Origin of the sequence: Pseudomonas sp. PS01299 (genome assembly GCF_029960145.1) — a bacterium.
GTDB classification, from domain to species: Bacteria; Pseudomonadota; Gammaproteobacteria; order Pseudomonadales; family Pseudomonadaceae; genus Aquipseudomonas; species Aquipseudomonas putida_A.
This window is the reverse complement of record NZ_JASCPO010000014.1, coordinates 25,645-45,986: the sequence shown is the minus strand read 5'-3', so window position 1 is coordinate 45,986 and position 20,342 is coordinate 25,645. Positions and strand designations below refer to the sequence as shown.

Here is a 20,342-nt window from a genome sequence, read left to right as displayed (position 1 = left end):
CACTTCCTGTTGAAGAACGTCGGCCCCGGCAAAACCCGACGACCCTGACGTACATTTACTACCTTAGAGCCCGCGTCACGCTTGGCTTAGATCCATTTCATATGTATTTGCTGCCGTTGGCGATAAAAACGGCATGAGGCTTATTGCCAGCTTCTTCGCCGCCCGCTGGCTAGACAACTCGCTGACCTGAACCGGTTCACCTGAGGGTGGATGACCGTCCGTCTGAGCGTGCACGTCAACGTCATTGAGCGCTGTGGTCATTGAATCCATGCGCGCTCGGGACAACAGTGACACTACGAAATTCACTCACCGCACAGGTTCGAGGACGTCATGACCCAAGCTTTGATTTTCGATGCGTTACGCACGCCCCGCGGCAAAGGCAAGGCCGATGGCGCGCTGCACAGCGTCAAACCGGTGAATCTGGTCGCCGGGTTGTTGACCGCGCTGCAAAGCCGCACGGCGCTGGACACCAGTCAGGTCGATGACGTGGTGCTCGGCTGCGTCACGCCGATTGGCGATCAGGGCTCGGACATTGCCAAGACTGCGGTGCAGGTGGCGGATTGGGACGTTAGCGTGGCCGGCGTGCAGATCAACCGCTTCTGCGCCTCGGGTCTGGAAGCGGTCAACCTCGGTGCGATGAAGGTGCGCTCGGGCTTCGAGGATCTGGTGGTGGTCGGTGGCGTCGAGTCGATGTCGCGGGTGCCGATGGGCAGCGACGGCGGCGCCTGGGCACTGGATCCGCAAACCAATCTGCACAGCCACTTCACCCCGCAGGGCGTTGGTGCGGACCTGATCGCCACCCTTGAGGGCTTCAGCCGTGAGGATGTCGATGCCTACGCGTTGCACTCGCAGCAAAAAGCTGCACGGGCGCGGGCCGACGGCTCGTTCAACAAGTCGCTGGTGCCGGTGCAGGATCAGAACGGCATCATCCTGCTCGATCACGACGAATTCATTCGCGCCGAGTCGACGATGGAAGGCCTCGGCAAACTCAAGCCAAGTTTCGAAATGATCGGCCAGATGGGTTTTGATGCCACCGCGCTGCGGGTTTACAGCCACGTCGAGCGGATCAACCACGTGCACACGCCGGGCAACAGCTCCGGGATCGTTGACGGTGCGGCGCTGATGTTGATCGGCTCCGAAGCCAAGGGTCGTGCGCTCGGCCTGCAACCACGGGCCCGGATCGTCGCCACGGCCGTCACCAGCACCGACCCGACGATCATGCTTACCGGCCCGGCGCCGGCCACGCGCAAGGCCCTGGCCAAGGCGGGGCTGCGCGTGGAAGACATCGACCTGTTCGAGGTCAATGAGGCATTTGCCTCGGTGGTGCTCAAGTTCATCAAGGACATGGCGGTGGACCCGGACAAAGTCAACGTCAACGGCGGCTCGATCGCCATGGGCCACCCGCTGGGCGCGACCGGTTGCGCGATCCTCGGCACCTTGCTCGATGAACTGGAAACCCGGCGCCTGCGCTACGGCCTGGCGACGCTGTGCGTCGGCGGCGGCATGGGCATTGCCACCATCATCGAACGCCTCTGAGCCCCGAATTCAAGGAAACCTTGTTATGAGCGAAGCCATTCGTTACGAAAAAGGCCAGGACGCCATCGTCGTGTTGACCATCGACATGCCGGGCCAGAGCGCCAACACCATGAACGCCGTGTACCGCGATGCCATGGGCGCCTGCGTTGCGCGGCTAGTGGCGGAAAAAGACAGCATCGCCGGGGTGATCATCACCTCGGCGAAGAAAACCTTCTTTGCCGGCGGCGACCTCAATGAGCTGATCAAGGTCGGCAAACCCGAGGCCAAAGCGTTCTATGACATGGTGCTGAGCCTCAAGGGGCAGTTGCGCACCCTGGAAACCCTCGGCAAACCGGTGGTCGCGGCGATCAACGGCGCCGCGCTCGGCGGTGGCTGGGAAATCTGTCTGGCCTGCCATCACCGGGTGGCGCTGGACGATTCGATGGTGCAACTCGGTCTGCCGGAAGTGACGCTGGGCCTGCTGCCGGGCGGCGGCGGGGTGGTGCGCATGGTGCGTATGCTCGGCATCGAAAAAGCCTTGCCGTACTTGCTCGAAGGCAAAAAGGTGCGCCCGCAACAGGCATTGCAGGCCGGTCTGATCGATGAACTGGCGGCGGATCGTGACGAGTTGCTGGCCAAGGCGCGCGCCTGGATTGTCGCCAACCCGGGCGCGGTGCAGCGTTGGGACGTGAAGGGTTATCAGATCCCCGGCGGCACACCGTCGAATCCGAAAGTCGCGCAGATGCTGGCGATAGCGCCGTCGATCCTGCGCAGCAAGACTCAGGGCACGCTGCCGGCGCCAGAGAAGATTCTGTGTGCGGCGGTGGAAGGCGCGCAGGTTGATTTCGACACCGCGCACCTGATCGAAACCCGCTATTTCACCGAACTGACCACCGGGCAGATCTCGAAAAACCTGATCGGCACCTTCTGGTTCCAGCTCAACGAGATCAACGCCGGCAGTTCGCGGCCGCAGGGTTTTGCGCCATATGTCACGCGCAAGGTCGGTGTGCTCGGTGCGGGCATGATGGGCGCCGGGATCGCCTTCGTCAGTGCCTCGGCTGGTATCGATGTGGTGCTCAAGGACATCAACCTGGCGGCGGCCGAGAAGGGCAAGGCCCATTCGGCGGCGCTGCTGGACAAGAAAGTCGCCCGTGGCCAGATGACGGCCGAAAAGCGCGAAGCGGTGCTGGCGCGGATTCACATCACTGAAAATGATGCGGATCTGGCGGGTTGTGATCTGATCATCGAGGCGGTGTTCGAGGATCGCGAACTCAAGGCCAAGGTCTCGTCGGCAGCGCAAAAGATTGTCGGTGCTGACGCGGTGATTGCCTCCAACACTTCGACCTTGCCGATCACCGGGCTGGCGACCGCAGTACCCGATCAGAGTAAGTTCATCGGTCTGCACTTCTTCAGCCCGGTGGACAAAATGCCGTTGGTGGAAATCATCAAAGGTGCGCAGACCAGTGCTGAAACCCTGGCGCGCGGTTTCGACTTCGTCCTGCAAATCAAGAAAACCCCGATCGTGGTCAATGACAGTCGAGGCTTCTTTACCTCGCGGGTGTTTGGCACCTTCACCAATGAAGGCATCGCCATGCTCGGCGAGGGCGTGAGCGCGCCGATGATCGAGACCGAAGCGCGCAAGGCCGGGATGCCGGTCGGGCCGCTGGCGATCTCCGACGAAGTTTCCCTCAGCCTGATGAGCCATATCCGTCAGCAAACGGCCAAAGACCTGCAAGCGGAAGGGAAACCGCTGATAGAACACCCGGCCTTCGCCGTGATTGACTTGCTGCTCAACGAATACAAGCGTCCGGGCAAAGCCGCTGGCGGTGGTTTCTACGATTACCCGGCGGGTGGTCAGAAGCATCTGTGGCCGGAGTTGAAGACGCGCTTCGAGAAGGCCGACGGGCAGATTTCGCCGAAGGATGTGCGTGATCGTCTGCTGTTCGTGCAAGCCCTGGAAACCGTGCGCTGCGTGGAGGAGGGCGTGCTCACCTCGACAGCGGATGCCAACGTCGGCTCGATCTTCGGCATCGGATTTGCGCCTTGGACCGGCGGCGCCTTGCAGTTCATTAATCAGTACGGGGTACAGGACTTCGTCGCACGCGCGCAGTATCTGGCCGAGCAGTACGGCGAGCGCTTTGCGCCACCGGCCCTGTTGCTGGAAAAAGCCGCGAGAGGCGAGCTGTTTTAAGTGATCGGGTGAACGCTGCGGGGCTTGCCTTGCCGGGGTGTTTCAAGGCAGGCTCTGGGGTGTTCATTATTCCCATCACGTGTCAGGTATTTTTTATGTCGCTACGCATCTGCATTCTGGAAACCGACATCCTGCGTCCGGAACTGGTCGATCAATATCAGGGTTACGGGCAGATGTTTCAGCGCCTGTTCTCGCAGCAACCGATTGCCGCCGAGTTCACCGTGTACAACGTGATGCAGGGCGAATACCCCAGCGACGACCTGACCTTCGATGCGTACCTGATCACCGGCAGCAAGGCCGATTCGTTCGGCACCGACCCGTGGATCCAGACCCTCAAGCAATACCTGCTGACCCGCTACGAGCGTGGCGACAAGCTGCTCGGCGTGTGCTTCGGCCATCAATTGCTGGCGCTGCTGCTCGGTGGCAAGAGCGAGCGCGCCAGCCAAGGCTGGGGCGTCGGCACCCACAACTACAAACTGGCGGCCAAGGCGCCGTGGATGAGCCCGGTGCGAGAAGAGCTGACGCTGCTGATCAGCCACCAGGATCAGGTCACTGCGCTGCCGGAAAACGCCACGGTTATTGCCTCCAGCGATTTCTGCCCGTTTGCCGCGTACCACATCAACGATCAGGTGCTGTGCTTCCAGGGGCACCCGGAATTCATTCACGACTATTCGCGGGCGCTGCTGGATCTGCGCCAGGAAGCGCTGGGTTCGCAGATCTACTCGAAAGGCGTGGCCAGCCTGGAGCAGGAGCACCATGGCACCACGGTGGCGGAATGGATGATGCGGTTTGTGGCGCACAAGCCTGAGGCTGCTTGATAGCAGATCAAAAGATCGCAGCCTGCGGCAGTTCCTACATCGGGGTGGTTACACCCTGTAGGAGCTGCCGCAGGCTGCGATCTTTTGCTTTTGCTTCCCTACAACCACCCCGACCTCTTGAAACTCGCCCACAAACTCACACACCCCACCGTAATAAACCCCAACACAGCGAAATAGCCGTAGTGCCAGCTCAGCTCCGGCATGTTCTGGAAGTTCATCCCGTAAATCCCCGCCACCGCCGTCGGGAATGCCAGAATCGCCGCCCACGCGGCAAACTTGCGTTGCACCACACTCTGCCGCGACGCTTCCAGCAACACACCGACCTCGATGGTCTGGCTGGCGATGTCCGCCAGCGTAGTCAGGTCTTCCATCTGCCGCGTGACGTGAATCTGCACATCGCGGAAGTACGGGCGCATGTTCTTGTCGATGAACGGGAAGCTCAGCTTCTGCAGCTCCTCGCCAATCTCCACCATCGGCGCTGCATAGCGGCGCAGGCGCAACACGTCGCGGCGCAGACCGTGGAGTTTCTGAATGTCATGCTCGTTCAACGCACTGCACAGCACGTTGCGCTCCAGTTCATCGATCTCGGCATGAATCGCTTCGCCCACCGGTTGGTAGTTTTCGATGACGAAATCCAGCAGCGCATACAGGACGAAATCTTCGCCGTGCTCCAGCAACAGCGGCCGCGCCTCACAGCGTTGGCGGACATGCGCGTAGGACGCCGAGTGGCCGTTGCGGGCGGTGATGATGTAGCCCTTGCCGGCGAAGATGTGTGTTTCGATGAACTGCAAGATCCCATGTTCGCGGATTGGCGAGTAGGTGACGATAAACAAGGCGTCACCAAAGGTTTCCAGCTTCGGCCGGCTGTGTTTTTCCAGGGCGTCTTCAATGGCCAGTTCGTGCAGGTTGAACTGGCGCTGCAGATTGGCCAGCTCCTGAGCGTCCGGCTCTTCCAGGCCGATCCAGACAAAATGTCCGGTTTTTGCGGCCCAGGCGGCACCTTCGTCAAGCGTGATATTGGTGACTTTCTTACCGGCGCTGTAAACCGCAGCAGCAACAACTCGACCCATGGTAGTGGTTCACTTCTTCTTGGCAGATGGCAGGGAATACAAGGCTTCAGCTTAGCTGTGTCGCTGCTTGAGAGTCAGTGAAATCTGTACAGTTCACCCGGCAAAAGAAAACCCGCACAAGGCGGGTTTTTTTCACGCAGCTTGCAGCTGCTGATCCATCGCGGCGATGCATTCGCGCATCTGCTCGCGGCACTGGGACATGAGCATGGGCATGTCATCCATGGTCAGCCCGGCTGTAGGAATCGCCGGCAGCGAGCGTATGAGAATTTTCCCGCTGCGCCAGCGGTTCAGGCGCATGTGCTTGATGTAGCTGCTGACGCACACCGGCATGATCGGCACACCGGCGGCGATCGCCATCTGGAACGCGCCTTTCTTGAACGGCAGCAGTTCTTCACCGAGGTTGCGCGTGCCTTCCGGGAATACCCAGATCGACGTGTCTTCGTGCTGCAAGGTGTGGGTGGTGGTGAGCATCGACTTGCGCGCCTTGTGCGCGTTGCCACGATCAATCAACACGTTGCCCGCGAGCCAGAACAGTTGCCCGAACAGCGGCACCCATTTCAGGCTTTTCTTGCCGATGCACACGGTCCGCCGGGGCACCACGTTGCCGAACACGAACAGGTCGTAGTTGGACTGATGGTTGGCAACGATCACGCAGCTATCGGGCTTATTCATCAACGGACCGACGTCGGCCTTCACCCGCAAACGCAGGATGCACATGGCCGGAAGGGCGTAGAGGCGGGCGCACAGTCGGCTGTTGTCCGGATTGAACGGACGGCACAGCCCGAGGATCACCCCCAACACGCCGGCCAGAATAAAGTGCAGGCCCATCAATAACATACGAAACACAAACAGCATTTTCAGGCCCCACCGGGACAAAAGGTGGCGCAGTGTACGGATGTGCACTGTTTTCGGCAATTGCTGCTATAGAGTCCGAAGATAGGCGATGTTTAAGCGCATGTTTCCAAGTTGATCGTCAGACGCGTCCTAGAGCTGTCGGCGGATGATCAACTGAACGCGCAAGAAAAGCCCGACACGACGGTCGGGCTTTTCTTTGGCTCGGGAAGCGTGGGCTCAGCCCAGGTGCTCCTGATCCTGGATGATCGCGTTGTCGAGGGCTTCGAGCAGCGCCTTGCGCACTTTGAGCTTGGTGTTCTTGTGCGCGTTCATGTTGATCTTCTTCAACTGACGCGCCGCTGCCAGGGCTGCGGCTTGCAGCTCTTCGGCAGCCACCACCTTGTCGAGGAAACCGGCATCCACCGCGCTTTTCGGATCAAACATCTCGCCGTTGATCACCGAACGGTGGAACGCCGAGCGGCGCAGACGATCACGCGCCAGCTCGATACCGGCATGGTGCATGGTCATGCCGATCTGCACTTCGTTCAGACCGATGCTGAACGGGCCGTCAACACCGATGCGGTAGTCGGCGGACAGCAGCAGGAATGCACCTTTGGCCACGGCGTGGCCTGGGCAGGCAACGATCACCGGAAACGGGTGGGACAGCAGGCGACGGGCGAGTGTCGAACCCGCAGTCACCAGCGCCACGGCTTCTTTAGGCCCGGCGGTCATCACCTTCAAGTCATAGCCGCCCGACAGAATCCCCGGCTGACCGGTAATGATCACGATGGCACGATCAGTCTTCGCCTGATCCAGCGCCGCGTTGAACGCCGCAATCACGTCCGGGGAAATGGCATTGACCTTGCCGTTGTTCAAGGTCAGGGTCGCGATACCGTCTTCGAGGTGGTAGGCAATCAACTCACTCATGACGCTATTCCTTGTAAGAAAGATGGGCAGACGTTACCCACCGCCGTAGGCCAGGTAAAGCACTGTGACTGACTCGCCGGTCACCGTTTCCGGCCGCGCCCGGCGTAGCACACCGTTCTGCTTCTATATAGAAGGGCGGCCGTCACCAGAGATTGGCCGGTTTGCCATCGCCCAAGGTGGGGCGAAACGCCTTTTTGTCTTAACCGCATGAAAATTCTGAAAAAAAGTTTGCCATCAGAAAAGCTTTCGACTACATTAGCGCGCCTCGACAGACAGAACATGTTTGAAGAGATACGGTGAAGTGTCCGAGTGGCTTAAGGAGCACGCCTGGAAAGTGTGTATACAGGAAACTGTATCGAGAGTTCGAATCTCTCCTTCACCGCCACATTCAGTAAACGCAAACCCCTGATTTTCCTAGAGAAAGTCGGGGGTTTGTGGTTTTTGGCGTCTGAAAAAAGGCCATATGGGACTGAGATGGGACTGGGGCACTATTTTGGTGCGAAAATGGCTGCCACCGAAAGGGTGGCTGACTTTCGCCAGCGATTCGATGAGCTAGGCTTCTGCGGACCGAACTCCAAGGAAGGCTGTTATGCCAAATAACTCAGATTCCAACATTGCCACTGCAGATGCACTCACGTTACTACTGCACAACCAGCATGCGCTTGGGGCGGCGATAGAGGAGGTCACCAAGTGGCTTTCAGAGAGCGGTGCAGAGGCCGTCGCAGAAAACGCGGTCACAGCGATGGAAACTTTGGATGCAAATGCGAAAGCGATTACAGATGCGATTATGCGACTGCGGCAGTCCTAGGTCTTTTAGCCTGCTCTCAAGGTCGGCCATCGACTGATTGGCGTCAATCGCGATAGGAAGCGCTGACCCAGAACAGGTAGTCCATCAGGCGACTTTCGGCTGAAATTAAAAAGCCCGCATGGGCGGGCTCGGGGGGGTGTCACAATAAACGACGCTGTTCCTTCAGCTGAATTCGAGTCTAGAAGAATTCTGTGAAGCCGCAAGTTGACCGATTTCTTTCGGCAAATTTCTAATATGACACCTACGACAAACCACTAGCAGCTGAGCAGCTCCTCCCCACATGGTTCGTTGTAGTATTTCATATCAAACGGAACTGAGTGAGGAGGTGCGCGTGGGTCACGGCCATCCAAATATGAGTGAATTCAAAGGGAGCACGATCGGTGCGCGCCTTCGAGAAGAAAGGATTCGGCTGAAAATGAGCCAGCAGCATTTTGGTTGCGCAGGCGGGGTGAAAACTGATGCTCAGTACAAATATGAGTGTGGGTTCCGCGTACCAAGAGCGGACTATCTCGCAAAGATTTCCACGATCGGCGCTGACATCTATTACGTCGTGACCGGCAATCATCTACCGGATAATGCCGTTACTGATTAAGCTGAAGGCATTCAGTTTCCGCTTCGCCGCGACTTGGATAGTCTTTTTTAAGCCGGCGTTTTTCATCGTTGTCATAAATATCGAAACCAGTGTGTTGAGGTTTGCAGTAGAAGCGAATGCCTTGTCGTATCGCACCCACCTCCTTTGGAATCGCAGGTATTACAACGAATCTTGGGGGCATCGAGGCGTCCTCAGTAATGGCTGTTTAAGTAATAGTAGCCATGGGCTACAACAGCAAGCTCTTGTTAGAGTATTCCGATGAGGGAGCTGGATACCGTCTGTTCTATTTATTGTCTGCTCTTGGACCATTGCGCCCGTCAACCGGTACGTTGAATTCCAGCCTATGTTCAATCGGCCCCCACACCCCGCCCAGGTGTGGGGGCCTTTTTTTCGCCACGTGGCAACCAGTCCCCCCGGCTCTGGTCTACCATTGCCTCACTGTCTGGTCGATGCCAGCATCGCCTTTTACTCGAACAGGGAACACCCGTGCATGTCTGAAGCTTATGAGGGCCTGGCCACCGTTGTGGTGATCGCCCGTTATCTGGGGCAGGACCCGATCGAGCGGACCACGCTCGAATGTCCCGTGCGCTTGAGCGATGCCGGCACTGGAAGCGCCCGTATTGAACTGCAGCAGTATTTACAAGGACCCAAGGCGGCCAACCTGCTGCGGGTAATTTTGCCTGATGGGCACATGCTGCAAGGGCAATTGATCGATGGCTGTAATGAGCCCGGCGGCGGTTGGCTGCTGATCAATATCGGGCCATTCGAGCTGACGCCTGAGCCGTCGGCCAATGCCAATGTTTGGAAATGGGAGTGAACATGGCCGATACATTGGCGGCACTGCACCTGCCGAACGCGGTGGAGGTGCAAACCCTGAAACTGCTGCACCAAATCGAGTTGGCGCACACGGCGGACGATCTGTTTCGCGCCAGTGATCGCGCCGAAGGTTTCGTGCTGGGCCTGGAGACGGTCAAGGTACTGAACGCGGCCAGTATCGAAGGTTTGTACAAGACCTTCGAGGCGGCCGCCACGGCGCGGCGTCAGGAGCACGCACAGTGATCGGCGAAGGCATTCACGAAGAGGTATTGCGCGCGCTGGTCGACCAACACGCCGTGCGCGAATGCCTGGTGGCCAGGATCGACGGTGGCCCCGACTGGGGCCTGTCGATACGCCTCGGCGGCAGCGGCGCACGCTGGGTGCCGGTGCGCTCGCGACGTGAGTCGCTGCGCACCTGGGCCAGCCTGACCGCCGTGGGGCGTTTTGCCGACAGCGTCGGGCTGAGCGGATTCAGTGTAGAGCTGTAACCGGTGACAGCTTCAGGGCCATTTGAAGCATGCCGACCACGTCGGGTCCGTCCTCGTTGATCCATGTCCCATAGTGTTGGCGGATCATGTTGCCATTGGTATGGCCCATCTGTTCAGCGATCCAGTCGATTGACGCCACACCGGTGGTCAGCAACTGGCTGGCGTAGGTGTGCCGGCATTGCCCGGGCCCCCGATAGCGAACGCCGGCAGCCAGCAAGTGCGCCTTGAAAAAGCGATCGCGCACCACGAAGTCGTTGGCGTGCGGCAGGCCGCTGTGGCTGTTGAGGAACACAAAGTGCAGCTTGTGTTGCCGCACCGTCTTGTTGTCCCGCTCGACGATCTCCACGGTTTCCGCCTTGCGTTTGCGCGTCAGCGCATCGATCTTGCGCAGGGCGTCCCACGCCGGTGCCAGCAAGCGCACCCGGCGCATCGATCGGCGGGTTTTCGTCACCCGGTAAGCGCCGCGCACCTTGGAGCGGCGAAAGGTCACCGTGCCTTGCGCCAGGTCGACATCTTCCCAGGCCAGGGCGATCGTCTCGGACACGCGCGGGCCGGCCCATAACATGAACTGCACCATCAGCAGTTCGTGGGTGCGGTGGGTGGGGGTGTCGAGGATCTGTTTGATTTCCGCCCGGGTGAACGGGTCCGGGGCTTCCGGATCGGGCAGGCGCACCATCAACCCTTCGGTCGGGTCGTGCGCGACCTTCATCCGCGTGCGGTACAAGCGAAACACCTGGCGCACGTTGCTGATGATGTCGCGGATGGTCTTGTTCTTCAGGGTCTTCGACAGCGTGTCCTGAATCCACACCTGCAGGTCGAGGTGATCGATCTGGTTGATCTGCACCTTGCCCCAGCGGGGTCGCACATGCACTTCGGCCTTGTTCGCGTAACCTCGGTAGCTTGAGGCCGCGACACTGTTGGCCTTGATCTTCAACCACAGGTCCAGGTAGTGGCCGAAAGTGTTTTCTACCAGCCGGGCCGAGTTCGGAAAGTGCCGGGCGTAATCGAAGGTGCCGGTCTGGATCTCGTATTCAATGATGTCGGCCAGGCGCTTGGCCTGGGCCACAGTCGCCGGCGTGTTGCTGCCCGGGACCGTTTCCCGGCATTTCTCCCCGTTGTATTGAAAATAGATTCTCACGGACTTGCCGCGAGCTTCGACCCCACTCATGTAAACCCCTAACGCTGTACTCGTATATCGACAGTCTGACGATCGGAAACAAAAAGGCCCGTTTCCGGGCCAAGTATCTGCAAGCGTGTCTTCTGGTGGACGCGGCTTACGGTTTGGGCCTGTTCTGGCGCAGATGGGCGTTCAGTAGCTGACGCCGGCGACTGCAGGCCTGGTGATTGCCCTGGGCGCGCCACTTGCCGCATTGGTCGCATACGCTGGTGAGATCGATGTTCCAGGGAAAACGCCGAGACGGTGTTACGGTCGGGTCATTGGTCATGGCGTGGTTCTCCCCGGGTGGCAGGGCGGGCGAGCACCTGGCTGATCAGGGCGGCATCCGTGTCGCTCAGGTCGCCCAAGGTGCTGGCCATCTGGCTGAGGCTTTCCAGGCGGGTGCGGGCTTCTGGGGTCTTATGCACCAGGTAGCCGATGACGGCGGCGCCGATGATCGCGGTCGCCACCAGGTGCCGCGCCGGTGTGGTAGCCTTCGTGCCGCTGCTGCTGGGGTTCTGTGCTTGCATGGTATGGTCCTCGTAAGTGGTCGGGTGTCGAGGAGCTGCAACTCCTCGGCACTGTTTTTAAGATCAGTCCTTTCGTGCCAGGTGGATCACCAGGCCGTCAAAATCCGGCTCATGTTCCACACATGATTGCCATTCCAGTACCCGCAGGATTTGTTGCCGGCTGCAGTCGTCCACCAGGATCTCGCGCTGGCCAGCGGCGACCCGCACTTCCAGAATCTGCAGCAAGCCGTCCTCGCCGTAAGCACCGGCCTGAATGATCGGAGCGCTTTGTCCGGTAAATTCCAGACGGCTTTGCACCCATTGGAGCTTGCTGGTTTTGCCGTCGCCGGCATTGCCCATCAACACTTGGATCTGCATCGGTCTTGCTCTCCTTTACGCCTTGAATGTCCAGCACTTGACCGTGGTCGGTCGGGGTTGTGAAACCGGGTTACGGTGGTTGAACGCGGCGCGCACGGCGCTGTGCACAGCCTTGTTGCTGTCGAGGAATTTGCGCGAGCGCGACTCCTTGAGCAGGTCGCGCAACGTGGCCACGTCGGCCAGCTTCTGTTTGTGTTCGGCGGCGCGCTCGCAGAATTCGTTGAGGTTGATGGCGATCACGGTCGGATCACTGCTGTGGTCGACCACCGGATCTTCACTGAGGGATTCGAGGTAGTCGTAAACCTCCCAAAACTCGGCCACGGCCGGGTGGTCGGAGCTGATCGACGCCTGGCGCTCGATGGCCATGCGCACGATCTGCCGCTGCGTGGCAGCGACTTGCGGATCACTCAGTTTCAGCACCAGGCGCAGGCCGTCCAGCAGCGAGAGCAGTTGTGCGTGGTTCTTGCTGATGCGCTCGACACGGATGTAGCCGCGCAGGTCATAACCGCAGCTGCTGCAGTTACCCTGGTCGCTGATATAAGCCGTGCTGCAGGCAAAACAATGGGTGTGCAGACGGCGCAGCTTGGCTTCATGTTCCGGCATGCGCTGGGCGAACAGATCGAGCACGGCGGATTCTTTGCCCACCGCTTTGAGCAGAAAATGACTGAGGGTGGCGCCATCCAGCGCGTTCAACTGATCAGCGGCCGCACGGCTTTCCGGGGTGACGGTCGGACGCACAAAGTGCAGTTTGACGATGCGCGTCATGATCGCTTCGTGAGCCACCACGGCGGCGTTCTGGCTGATGGCAATCGTTCCGCGAAAGGGTGGTTCGTAGGTCTCGTTGCCGGCAGTCTTCACGCCTTTGGTGGCCAGGGTGCCGCCGCCGTAGAAGTCTTTCAGCTCGTCCCATTCGAAGGTTTTCGCGTGTGCCCGATCGTCACTGTGGCGATCGGCCTCGAGGAACACCACCGGCATGCCGGAGACCTGGCCCATCAGGCGCGAGCGCCCCGCCTTGGTCGACTTCATCGGGTCGAAGCCTTCATAACCTTCGCGGCCGAGCAGTTTCCACAGCAGGTTGAGCAGGGTGGTCTTGCCGGCGCCGGCTTCACCGGTGGCCTCCAGAAATGGGAAGGACTGGTAACGTGCGCGGATCTGTTCGCAGAACAGCGAGCCGAAGAAGAACACCAGGGCGACGAAGCCCTGGGCGCCGAAGCAGGTCCACAGCAGCTTTACCCACTGCTCATTGAAGTCCTTGCCGTCACGTTGCAGCTTGATCGGCACACCTTTCTGCAGGGTTTTCAGGCGCAGCTTGCCGAACTCGAAATAGTCTTCGCTGTTAACCTTGTAGGTGCTGCCGTCCTTGATTGCGATATCGCCGTAGACGTAGCAGGCGTACTCCTTGCTGTAGCCGACGTAGTCGATCGTTGAAACGGTTTTGATGCCGAACAGCTGATCCTTCATCAGCTTGTCGAGCTGCTGGCCGCTGCCGGTGAACATGGCGCCGGCGGCCATGCCGAGCAGACGCTTTTTGAATTCGCTGGCCGCTGACAACTGGCCGCTGGTGAAAGTGTTTTTGACGCTTTCCGAATCGTGCGGGAAGTCCACGCGCAGGTAATACCAGGACTCGTCGGTCACCTCGTTACGCTGGAAGTACAGGGCTTGCGGGTAGCAGTTGGCAATCTCGACGACACTGCCGGATTGCTGCAGCGCCTTTTCGCGCTGCTGCGCCTGGTTGAGCAACTGGTCGTCGTGGTTGTCGCTGTCCTCGATGTCGGACATGGCTCGGTTGAATTTCTCCATGTCCAGCTTGAACCAATACAGGCGGCTGCCGAAGCCCAGGTGAAATTCACCGCGCTTGTTCCAGTCGTACATGAGCAAGGCTTTTTCAGCGGCACTGTCTGCCAGCAGCAGGGCGCCCAGATGCCGCGCCTGCTTGAGGTCGGTAGCGATCTGTTCGGCACGCTTGGCATCGTCCTGGATGAAGCTCCAGCGCTGATGCAGATCGTTCCAATCAGCCTTGCGCCCGTCGCGCTGCGAGATCTGCGCGGATTCGCAGACGAAGCCCAGGGCGCGGGCTTCACGGACCCAGCGCCGGGTGTAGGCGTTGGCGCTCGGCTCGTTATCCAATGCCCACACCAGCTTGGGCAGCTTGCCGCCTTCACGGATTTTGATCAGCGCCTTGAGTGAGTCCCCCGGGAACGCATTGGACGACATGGCCGACACCGCTGCTATGTCGTTGTGCACCAGGGCGATGGCATCAAAGATGCCTTCCACGATCCAGATTTCCTTGACCTCGAGCAGGTCGACGCAAGGCGGGCACCACCAGACGCCGCGATAGCTGTCCTTGGATTTGAAGCGCGCCTTCATCTTGCCAAAGCGGTGCGGCTGATCGATCAGACGTTCCCACCAGCCGCCTTTCTCCAGAGCGAAACGCACCGTGGCGCTGCCGGCGTTGTGTTCAGGGGAATAGAAACTTTCCTGCGTGAACCAGCCCTGAATCAACTCAAACCGAAAGCCTCGGGCGTATTCCAGATAGGCGCGCGCGGTGGCGTTGGGGTGCTGGTCGGTCGCCGGCGCGCGCTTGCTCCAGTCCTCAAACAGATCGTCGTACAGCTCTTTCACGTGCAGCGTGTGGCCGCACTTTTCCGGGCGACCACAGATCACCATCCAGGGCGTATCGAAACGGGAATACAGCTCCTTTTTCTTGCACTTGGGGCAGGTGCCGCCGCGCATGTAGTCGGTGCCCGTGCGGTGCTTCAATCCGAAGTCGAATTGGAGGCGTTGCAACACGTCGTGGCGAAGATCTTCTTTCATGATTACTTCACTGCTTTGAGGCTGAGGGAGAGGGCTGCCATCAGGCGTTTTTGCGCAGCCATCACCGGGGTTCTTTCCAGAATCGAGCTGTGCCGTTTTTCTTGTGGGACATAGCGGTATTCATCCGCGTACCAGTAGTTGTTGAGGCTCAAGCGGTACTGCTCACGCATCACAGCCAGAAGCGCTTCGGCTTCTGCAGCTGGCAATTGGGTGGTCAGAATCACAGCGTTTCCCATCTTGAAACCTCGATTTCAGGCGCAGCTCACCCAAACCCACAGGGTGTGGGGCAGGCGTTCGTTAGGGGGTGGTGTTACGAACTGGCTAAGCAGAAACGGCCAATGTCTGGCGCGTTGATGATTCGCTCGTAGATCAGGCTGACCGGCACGGCCCATTGACTGCCGGTGACTGGGTCAACGATTACGGTGTGCGTCGACGTGCTGCTCTGGATGTTCAGGCGTTGCCGATCGCGAACGGCGACCATGGTGGTGCCAGCGAGGTGAACGATTTTTTCAGCGACCTGCGTTTGCACGTCGTAGTCTGCAACCAGGTGTTGAACAGCCCGGCTGAAGAGTTGCTGATCGTCGCTCAGGTGTTCGCAGTGGTGACGCTCAAGAAACCCCAGCGCGGCGCTCTGCAGGACATCCTGGTATTCCGGTACTGCAGGCAAATTATTCATTGAGCCTTTCCTGCGCGGTAGAGAGCGATGGCAGCCAGCACTTCTGCGTGCCTTGCTGCTACGTGGAGGTTATGCGCGTCCATGATGAATTCAGCTTCTTCATCACTGATAGAACCGTCTTCTAGAGCGGCGGCAATTGCTTGATCAACACACCCTCGCTTTGCAGAAACCTGCACGGAGCGTTTGTAGAGTTCGACATTGTCGAGCGTTTCAGGATCGGCCACCGGTACGAACAGTCCCCCATACATTGACGCGACGTACGTGGGGAAGTGCTGAGTTCCACAGTCCTGCTCAAGCATGAAAACTTGTAAGTCGCTGAGGGGGCTGCAACCAGCATTTTCGTAGGCATGGTTGTCGAATTTTTTGAGCTTCAGACCCAAGCGCGCAGCAGCGGCTTCGCGTCCGCCGGCGTAACTGCGGATGATCTCGCTCATGACTTGTTTGCGCGTGTCTAGGATTGGACTTTTCAACTTCTACTTTTCCCTGTTGGCCCATGCCATTACTGTTCGATCACACCTTGTTTGACGCCTAATAAAACGGCGGCTCGGTGTGCCTCCCCACGGCGACATTGGCTCTGTCCACTCAGCACCGCATAAACGGTGCTGGGACTCAGGTTGTGCAAAGCAGCAAAATCTTTCGCGGACTGACCGCGCTTCTCCAGCGCTTCACGGGCTTTTTTGCGGGCTTGCTCGGTGATGCTTGTGTTCGGCATAGTGCAAATCTCTGCGTTTTCGTGTGATGACGAGCGCAGGATGTGGCAAAAAACTGCCAATGTAAATATGCGAGTGGAAAAATATTGACTCTTTCTGAAGAGATCGGCGCCAGGCTGCGGGAACTTCGCGCCAATGCTAGCCTGACTCAAGATCAACTGGCTGAAAAACTTGGCGTGTCTAAACGTACCCAAGGCAACTACGAATCGGGTGCGAGTGATGCGCCTGCGTCCTACCTGAGCCTTGCTAACTCTCTGCTCGATTTTGACGTTGCGTATATCGTTCACGGATCGCGAAAGACGTTGGCGAATGAAGCACTGACGGAAGTCGAAGACTGTTTGGTAAAGCAGTTCCGAAGCATTCCAGAGGATGACCAAAAGGCTATTCGCCGCATCCTTGAAGCGATGGCCGACGACGTCGCCAGGCACCGGTCTTAACTCGCAACAATCCCGCACAGTGATTGGGGTATCTCTTATTCCAATGCAGTTGCGCACCCCCCATAAAGTCCATTCAGCAATGCACTTTATGGAGTAGTTAGCATGTTGGATCGCAAGAAGAACGATCACATCAACCTCGAACACGCCGGGTCGGAAACTACCGTACTCACGGACATTGAGCGTCGACTGATCGATCTGTATCGCCGGCTGAGCCGCATTGAACAGCAACAGATTCGTCGCGTGGCCGAGATACTGGCAATCAACCCAAAGGAGAAAGTAGAGGGCTGACCGTCATTCCTTGAATGATCCCGATCGCCGGCGCTATAGCGTTGGCGGTTTGTAACTATGCTACCGCCTGCGATCCCAACTGCTCGAAAAGCTCCCGCTGCTTCGCTCGGGGCATTTCCCGCAAACGATCGATCAACATCCGCTCGAATGTCTGCGATGACGGACTGAGCGTGTGCGAGAACGTCAGATTTGCCACCCATGTGTGCCCGCACTTTGCGTCCAGGCACTGACAGTACAGTTTTACAAAGGCTCTGGTTACCTCTTCCCGCGAGGCAATCCGGCCCTTGTGTCCGCAATTGCATACAACTCTCATTGTGTCCCTCCCCAGGGGCAGCTTATCGCCACCATATTGCCACAATATGTAGTGGCTTTCCCTCCATCTGGTTACTCACGTAGTGGTATCCACTGCTTCAGGAATAGGCTTCCAGCTAAAGCGCCTGTCTTCTCGCAGCTTGTCATTCAGTTGGTTAAACAACTGGCAGATCGGCCGGATTTCGTTGCTGGTGTACACGCGATCGATCTTTTCGATGTCCCCGAAACCACCGGTGTTTTCCGGGATGATGCCGGCCAGTGCCGGGTTCATACGCCAGGCGGCGATAACGTCGTTTCGGGTGATGTTCTTCACCTTCTCCAGTTCGTCTTTCGCCTGGAAGTCACCCACGGGGATGATCTGGATCGCGTTTTCTTTGCCGTTGGGGATGTTGACGAACATCGAGCGGAAGTTGCCCACGCCCTTGCTGGCACTGATCTGTGCGCGCAGCTCGTCTTCGTCCTCTTCGGTCAGGTCAGGATCGTTGGTGTAGAAGATGTAGCCGGCGTGCGCGCCGTTGCTGTAGTACCGACGGCGGAAGAGGGTGGCCGCTTCATTGAGCAGCAGCGCCTGCAGGCCGCCCAAGTAGTCCGGTATCCCGTAGATGTTCTGTTCCACGTCGTAGTCCAGGACGTGTGAAATCTCGTGCTGTTCGAACTCCAATTCCTTGTTGTCGGGTAGCAGCATCACGAAACCGCCGTCGACCTTTACCCGCATGTTGATAGCCGGAAGGTGTTGCAGCTCCAGCACTTGGCCGAACGCATTGGTGTCGTTGTAGAAATACGATTCGCCAAACACCATGTAGTCCAGCCCGGCGCGCCCCATGGTCTCAGTGCTGCAGCCGGCCGAAGGGATGAACTCACGCAACAGCAGGTTGCGTTTGAATTTTGGAATGGCTCCGTGGTGCGCGTTGGCGCGCAGAAGCTTGGCCAGACCAGCCCGTGAAACCGGAGGTTTGTAGATCTTGCCGTCGTCGCTGGGGAACACGCCCACGTACTCGCCGATGTTGCCGGACAGCACCTGTTCCGGCTCCCCGAACGTAAACGAGCGCATCGGTTGCTGCGTTGGTTGGGCTACGTGTTGCTTTCTGCGCTTGCGGTTGGCCATGGCTGCTCTGGTTACTCGTGACGTAGCGGCTGCGACGCCGCTTGTTGGTGTTCAAAGGTTCGTTGGACAGGGCGTGCATCACCGCCCAGGCAATGTCGGCGTGACCGGTGGCTTCGGTACGCGATGCGCTGTAGGTGATCTGGCCACTGTTGGTGGCGCCTCGCTTGATGGTCAGGAAGGCCTGGGCGATGTCCGTCCACCCTGCGTCCCACTCGATGCGACTGCCTTGGATCGTGTCCTGGGCTTTGAGCACCAGGGCGTTTTTCGCCTCAAGGCTGTAGTGAATCGGTGTCGCCTTGGCGTAGAAGTCGCGCACCAGATCGAACACGCCGTAACCCACGCCGGTGACGTCAATGCCGATGTGCTGGACGTTGAAGCGCTCGGTCAGCTTCTTGACCTGTGCAGCCTGGTAGGTGAACGAGTGGCCACGCCAGCTGTGCTTCTCCAGAATCCGGAATTTCGCCCCGGGTTCGAGTGGCGGCGCGATGACCACACAGGTGGCGTCGTCGCGGGTGCGGCTTGGGTCGTAGCCAAGCCAGACCGGGCTGTTGCCGAACGGTCGATCCAGGTCCGGGTTGTAGTCGTCCCACAACGATAGGTCCGAGTAGCAGCGTTCCAGATCCTTGAGGCTGAATGCGCTTTGGGTGCTGTCGATGAACTTGCAGTAGAACAGCTGCTGAAATTTGTCTTCGTCGTACTCCAGCTGCAGCTGCTCCAGGTCGAACAGATCGCAGCCGCCGGCGATCGCATCGTCCAGGGTGATCGTCTTGCGCCACTGGCCGTCCGGACACAGCGCGCCCTGTGTGTAGGCCGCTTCGCTCGGCCACACACCGCCGGCCTTCTTGCCGCGTTTGCTGTTGCGGAATTCCTCACCTGACCAGAATGGGTACGCCTGGTGCGACACGGCGCTGGGCGTCGAGAAATAGGTTTTGCGCCACTTCTTGTGTGTGCCCATGGCGCTGGCCACGGTGCTGAGTTTTTCGAAGTCGCGGATCCAGAAATATTCGTCCACGTAGACGTGGCCGTGGTAGCCCTGGGCGGTGCTGCTGTTGGTGCTGAGAAAGCGCAGTTCGGCGCCGTTACTCAGTGTGATCGGATTGCCCGTAAGCTCGATGCCGAACCACTGCTGGGCGAACTGGATGATGTAACTACGGAAGATCTCGGACTGCGATCGGCTGGCTGACAGAAACACCTGGTTGTCACCGCTCAGCACAGCGTCCATGAACGCTTCGCCGGCGAAGTAGTAAGTCAGACCGACCTGACGGCTTTTGAGGATGTTCCGGACACGGCGAGTCAGTGGGTTCTGTTTCGCCTCGAACAGCTCTTTCTGGTAGCCGTACATCTTCGAAATGAATTTATCGAGGAAGTCCACTTCGGTCAGGCCACTGACGTCGTTTTTCGCCTTTTTTTCGCGCTTCTTGCCGCCGCCTTCGCCTCGTTCACGACGTTGACCAGGCTGGCGTTCGCGAGGCTCGTCCGGTGCGTCTGACGGCGCTGCCTGTGCAGGCTTGGCCGCAAGTTTTTTCAGCCGTTCAAGCAGGCTTGTCAGCCGCTCCAGTTCGTCCAGTTCGGCTTTCGTCAGCGGATAGATCTTTTCCAGGATCAGGGTTATTCGCCGGTTGACCGCGCTCAACGGTTCTTCATCCGTCAGCATCTCGTCCCAGCCGCCTTGGCGGATCCAGTAATAGACGATTCGTATGTTGGGCAGCTTCAAATGCGCCTGTATTTCCTTCACCGAACAGCGGCGCAGGTAGAGGCGTTTTGCGGCTTCTTTAACTTCGGTCGGGTAGTTCATGGGCCGCAGTCTATGCGGCGAAAACCCCGGAAACGCGGAGTTAAATGCTGCGATCCGCCTATCTCTCGAAAATAGGAGAACCCTGAGTTTCAACCGTTTGTTT

24 protein-coding genes and 1 tRNA gene are annotated in these 20,342 nt (G+C 58.8%); 11 read left to right on the top strand and 14 right to left on the bottom strand.

The window, feature by feature from the left end:
• The first annotated feature begins 330 nt into the window (after window positions 1-330).
• The 3 genes from QMX91_RS05355 to QMX91_RS05345 all read left to right on the top strand — a co-directional run bounded on the left by QMX91_RS05355 (window position 331) and on the right by QMX91_RS05345 (window position 4,524).
• Window positions 331-1,536 carry an acetyl-CoA C-acetyltransferase gene (locus tag QMX91_RS05355; protein ID WP_027613317.1) on the top strand — a complete coding sequence of 402 codons (1,206 nt, stop codon included), beginning with the start codon at window positions 331-333 and terminating at the stop codon, window positions 1,534-1,536.
• A 25-nt stretch (window positions 1,537-1,561) separates the two neighbouring features.
• Window positions 1,562-3,706, top strand: a complete 2,145-nt coding sequence (locus QMX91_RS05350; RefSeq protein WP_223008198.1) for a 3-hydroxyacyl-CoA dehydrogenase NAD-binding domain-containing protein — start codon at window positions 1,562-1,564, stop codon at window positions 3,704-3,706.
• Window positions 3,707-3,801: 95 nt separating this feature from the next.
• On the top strand, window positions 3,802-4,524 hold the full coding sequence (locus QMX91_RS05345) for an amidotransferase (protein WP_095139972.1): 723 nt from the start codon (window positions 3,802-3,804) through the stop codon (window positions 4,522-4,524).
• A gap of 98 nt (window positions 4,525-4,622) precedes the next feature.
• On the opposite strand, the gene QMX91_RS05340 is transcribed toward QMX91_RS05345, so the two are convergent.
• The 3 genes from QMX91_RS05340 to QMX91_RS05330 all read right to left on the bottom strand — a co-directional run bounded on the left by QMX91_RS05340 (window position 4,623) and on the right by QMX91_RS05330 (window position 7,355).
• Entirely contained in the window at window positions 4,623-5,594 is a 972-nt protein-coding gene (locus QMX91_RS05340) for a magnesium and cobalt transport protein CorA (protein WP_134785832.1), read from the bottom strand.
• 132 nt (window positions 5,595-5,726) lie between these two features.
• Window positions 5,727-6,449, bottom strand: a complete 723-nt coding sequence (locus QMX91_RS05335) for a 1-acylglycerol-3-phosphate O-acyltransferase (protein WP_098967935.1) — start codon at window positions 6,447-6,449, stop codon at window positions 5,727-5,729.
• A 216-nt stretch (window positions 6,450-6,665) separates the two neighbouring features.
• Window positions 6,666-7,355 carry a crotonase/enoyl-CoA hydratase family protein gene (locus QMX91_RS05330; protein ID WP_134785833.1) on the bottom strand — a complete coding sequence of 230 codons (690 nt, stop codon included), beginning with the start codon at window positions 7,353-7,355 and terminating at the stop codon, window positions 6,666-6,668.
• Window positions 7,356-7,650: 295 nt separating this feature from the next.
• Here QMX91_RS05330 and QMX91_RS05325 point away from each other — a divergent pair.
• The 6 genes from QMX91_RS05325 to QMX91_RS05300 all read left to right on the top strand — a co-directional run bounded on the left by QMX91_RS05325 (window position 7,651) and on the right by QMX91_RS05300 (window position 10,059).
• Window positions 7,651-7,740, top strand: a tRNA-Ser gene (locus QMX91_RS05325).
• A 204-nt stretch (window positions 7,741-7,944) separates the two neighbouring features.
• Window positions 7,945-8,163 carry a hypothetical protein gene (locus tag QMX91_RS05320; RefSeq protein WP_158830626.1) on the top strand — a complete coding sequence of 73 codons (219 nt, stop codon included), beginning with the start codon at window positions 7,945-7,947 and terminating at the stop codon, window positions 8,161-8,163.
• A gap of 331 nt (window positions 8,164-8,494) precedes the next feature.
• Window positions 8,495-8,755, top strand: a complete 261-nt coding sequence (locus tag QMX91_RS05315; RefSeq protein WP_282412356.1) for a helix-turn-helix transcriptional regulator — start codon at window positions 8,495-8,497, stop codon at window positions 8,753-8,755.
• A gap of 490 nt (window positions 8,756-9,245) precedes the next feature.
• The gene (locus tag QMX91_RS05310; protein WP_158830624.1) at window positions 9,246-9,572 is read left to right on the top strand and encodes a hypothetical protein; all 327 of its coding nucleotides are present in this window, start codon (window positions 9,246-9,248) and stop codon (window positions 9,570-9,572) included.
• 2 nt (window positions 9,573-9,574) lie between these two features.
• The gene (locus QMX91_RS05305; protein ID WP_256677655.1) at window positions 9,575-9,814 is read left to right on the top strand and encodes a hypothetical protein; all 240 of its coding nucleotides are present in this window, start codon (window positions 9,575-9,577) and stop codon (window positions 9,812-9,814) included.
• Window positions 9,811-10,059, top strand: coding sequence for a hypothetical protein (locus QMX91_RS05300; RefSeq protein ID WP_158830622.1), 249 nt, complete (start codon window positions 9,811-9,813; stop codon window positions 10,057-10,059). Before QMX91_RS05305 ends, QMX91_RS05300 begins: the two co-directional genes overlap by 4 nt.
• Here the strand turns inward: QMX91_RS05300 and QMX91_RS05295 are convergent.
• The 8 genes from QMX91_RS05295 to QMX91_RS05260 all read right to left on the bottom strand — a co-directional run bounded on the left by QMX91_RS05295 (window position 10,043) and on the right by QMX91_RS05260 (window position 16,304).
• Window positions 10,043-11,227 carry a DUF3596 domain-containing protein gene (locus tag QMX91_RS05295; protein WP_158830621.1) on the bottom strand — a complete coding sequence of 395 codons (1,185 nt, stop codon included), beginning with the start codon at window positions 11,225-11,227 and terminating at the stop codon, window positions 10,043-10,045. The two genes, QMX91_RS05300 and QMX91_RS05295, sit on opposite strands and share 17 nt — an antisense overlap.
• Window positions 11,228-11,493: 266 nt before the next feature.
• A complete protein-coding gene (locus tag QMX91_RS05290; RefSeq protein ID WP_158830620.1) occupies window positions 11,494-11,745 on the bottom strand; it encodes a hypothetical protein in 252 nt (83 codons plus the stop codon).
• Window positions 11,746-11,808: 63 nt separating this feature from the next.
• The gene (locus tag QMX91_RS05285) at window positions 11,809-12,102 is read right to left on the bottom strand and encodes a hypothetical protein (RefSeq protein ID WP_158830619.1); all 294 of its coding nucleotides are present in this window, start codon (window positions 12,100-12,102) and stop codon (window positions 11,809-11,811) included.
• Window positions 12,103-12,117: 15 nt separating this feature from the next.
• Window positions 12,118-14,916: a toprim domain-containing protein gene (locus QMX91_RS05280; RefSeq protein WP_158830618.1), complete on the bottom strand. Its 2,799-nt coding sequence runs from the start codon at window positions 14,914-14,916 to the stop codon at window positions 12,118-12,120.
• Window positions 14,917-14,918: 2 nt separating this feature from the next.
• The gene (locus tag QMX91_RS05275; RefSeq protein ID WP_158830617.1) at window positions 14,919-15,152 is read right to left on the bottom strand and encodes a hypothetical protein; all 234 of its coding nucleotides are present in this window, start codon (window positions 15,150-15,152) and stop codon (window positions 14,919-14,921) included.
• 74 nt (window positions 15,153-15,226) lie between these two features.
• Window positions 15,227-15,592 carry a hypothetical protein gene (locus QMX91_RS05270; RefSeq protein ID WP_158830616.1) on the bottom strand — a complete coding sequence of 122 codons (366 nt, stop codon included), beginning with the start codon at window positions 15,590-15,592 and terminating at the stop codon, window positions 15,227-15,229.
• Window positions 15,589-16,062: a YmfL family putative regulatory protein gene (locus QMX91_RS05265; RefSeq protein ID WP_158830615.1), complete on the bottom strand. Its 474-nt coding sequence runs from the start codon at window positions 16,060-16,062 to the stop codon at window positions 15,589-15,591. The genes QMX91_RS05270 and QMX91_RS05265 overlap by 4 nt, the downstream gene beginning before the upstream one ends.
• Before the next feature lie 29 nt (window positions 16,063-16,091).
• A complete protein-coding gene (locus tag QMX91_RS05260; protein WP_141126974.1) occupies window positions 16,092-16,304 on the bottom strand; it encodes a DNA-binding protein in 213 nt (70 codons plus the stop codon).
• Between the two features lie 84 nt (window positions 16,305-16,388).
• Here QMX91_RS05260 and QMX91_RS05255 point away from each other — a divergent pair, with 84 nt between their 5' ends.
• Window positions 16,389-16,739 carry a helix-turn-helix transcriptional regulator gene (locus tag QMX91_RS05255; RefSeq protein WP_158830613.1) on the top strand — a complete coding sequence of 117 codons (351 nt, stop codon included), beginning with the start codon at window positions 16,389-16,391 and terminating at the stop codon, window positions 16,737-16,739.
• A 102-nt stretch (window positions 16,740-16,841) separates the two neighbouring features.
• Window positions 16,842-17,027 (top strand): hypothetical protein, encoded by a 186-nt coding sequence (locus QMX91_RS05250; RefSeq protein ID WP_158830612.1) that lies wholly within the window; start codon window positions 16,842-16,844, stop codon window positions 17,025-17,027.
• A gap of 55 nt (window positions 17,028-17,082) precedes the next feature.
• Here the strand turns inward: QMX91_RS05250 and QMX91_RS05245 are convergent, their stop codons facing one another.
• The 3 genes from QMX91_RS05245 to QMX91_RS05235 all read right to left on the bottom strand — a co-directional run bounded on the left by QMX91_RS05245 (window position 17,083) and on the right by QMX91_RS05235 (window position 20,239).
• On the bottom strand, window positions 17,083-17,340 hold the full coding sequence (locus QMX91_RS05245) for an ogr/Delta-like zinc finger family protein (RefSeq protein ID WP_064392752.1): 258 nt from the start codon (window positions 17,338-17,340) through the stop codon (window positions 17,083-17,085).
• A gap of 75 nt (window positions 17,341-17,415) precedes the next feature.
• Window positions 17,416-18,258, bottom strand: a complete 843-nt coding sequence (locus tag QMX91_RS05240; RefSeq protein WP_256677659.1) for a phage portal protein — start codon at window positions 18,256-18,258, stop codon at window positions 17,416-17,418.
• Window positions 18,197-20,239 (bottom strand): terminase family protein, encoded by a 2,043-nt coding sequence (locus QMX91_RS05235; RefSeq protein WP_282412355.1) that lies wholly within the window; start codon window positions 20,237-20,239, stop codon window positions 18,197-18,199. Before QMX91_RS05235 ends, QMX91_RS05240 begins: the two co-directional genes overlap by 62 nt.
• Window positions 20,240-20,342 lie beyond the last annotated feature (103 nt).

Bases quoted from the DNA above. Each gene is read 5' to 3' on its own strand.
- QMX91_RS05235 (WP_282412355.1), bottom strand. From the start codon at position 20,239: ATGAACTACCCGACCGAAGTTAAAGAAGCCGCAAAACGCCTCTACCTG.
- QMX91_RS05355 (WP_027613317.1), top strand. From the start codon at position 331: ATGACCCAAGCTTTGATTTTCGATGCGTTACGCACGCCCCGCGGCAAA.
- QMX91_RS05345 (WP_095139972.1), top strand. From the start codon at position 3,802: ATGTCGCTACGCATCTGCATTCTGGAAACCGACATCCTGCGTCCGGAA.
- QMX91_RS05275 (WP_158830617.1), bottom strand. From the start codon at position 15,152: ATGGGAAACGCTGTGATTCTGACCACCCAATTGCCAGCTGCAGAAGCC.
- QMX91_RS05330 (WP_134785833.1), bottom strand. From the start codon at position 7,355: ATGAGTGAGTTGATTGCCTACCACCTCGAAGACGGTATCGCGACCCTG.
- QMX91_RS05250 (WP_158830612.1), top strand. From the start codon at position 16,842: ATGTTGGATCGCAAGAAGAACGATCACATCAACCTCGAACACGCCGGG.
- QMX91_RS05245 (WP_064392752.1), bottom strand. From the start codon at position 17,340: ATGAGAGTTGTATGCAATTGCGGACACAAGGGCCGGATTGCCTCGCGG.
- QMX91_RS05295 (WP_158830621.1), bottom strand. From the start codon at position 11,227: ATGAGTGGGGTCGAAGCTCGCGGCAAGTCCGTGAGAATCTATTTTCAA.
- QMX91_RS05320 (WP_158830626.1), top strand. From the start codon at position 7,945: ATGCCAAATAACTCAGATTCCAACATTGCCACTGCAGATGCACTCACG.
- QMX91_RS05290 (WP_158830620.1), bottom strand. From the start codon at position 11,745: ATGCAAGCACAGAACCCCAGCAGCAGCGGCACGAAGGCTACCACACCG.
- QMX91_RS05280 (WP_158830618.1), bottom strand. From the start codon at position 14,916: ATGAAAGAAGATCTTCGCCACGACGTGTTGCAACGCCTCCAATTCGAC.
- QMX91_RS05270 (WP_158830616.1), bottom strand. From the start codon at position 15,592: ATGAATAATTTGCCTGCAGTACCGGAATACCAGGATGTCCTGCAGAGC.
- QMX91_RS05310 (WP_158830624.1), top strand. From the start codon at position 9,246: ATGTCTGAAGCTTATGAGGGCCTGGCCACCGTTGTGGTGATCGCCCGT.
- QMX91_RS05340 (WP_134785832.1), bottom strand. From the start codon at position 5,594: ATGGGTCGAGTTGTTGCTGCTGCGGTTTACAGCGCCGGTAAGAAAGTC.
- QMX91_RS05305 (WP_256677655.1), top strand. From the start codon at position 9,575: ATGGCCGATACATTGGCGGCACTGCACCTGCCGAACGCGGTGGAGGTG.
- QMX91_RS05285 (WP_158830619.1), bottom strand. From the start codon at position 12,102: ATGCAGATCCAAGTGTTGATGGGCAATGCCGGCGACGGCAAAACCAGC.
- QMX91_RS05350 (WP_223008198.1), top strand. From the start codon at position 1,562: ATGAGCGAAGCCATTCGTTACGAAAAAGGCCAGGACGCCATCGTCGTG.
- QMX91_RS05335 (WP_098967935.1), bottom strand. From the start codon at position 6,449: ATGCTGTTTGTGTTTCGTATGTTATTGATGGGCCTGCACTTTATTCTG.
- QMX91_RS05260 (WP_141126974.1), bottom strand. From the start codon at position 16,304: ATGCCGAACACAAGCATCACCGAGCAAGCCCGCAAAAAAGCCCGTGAA.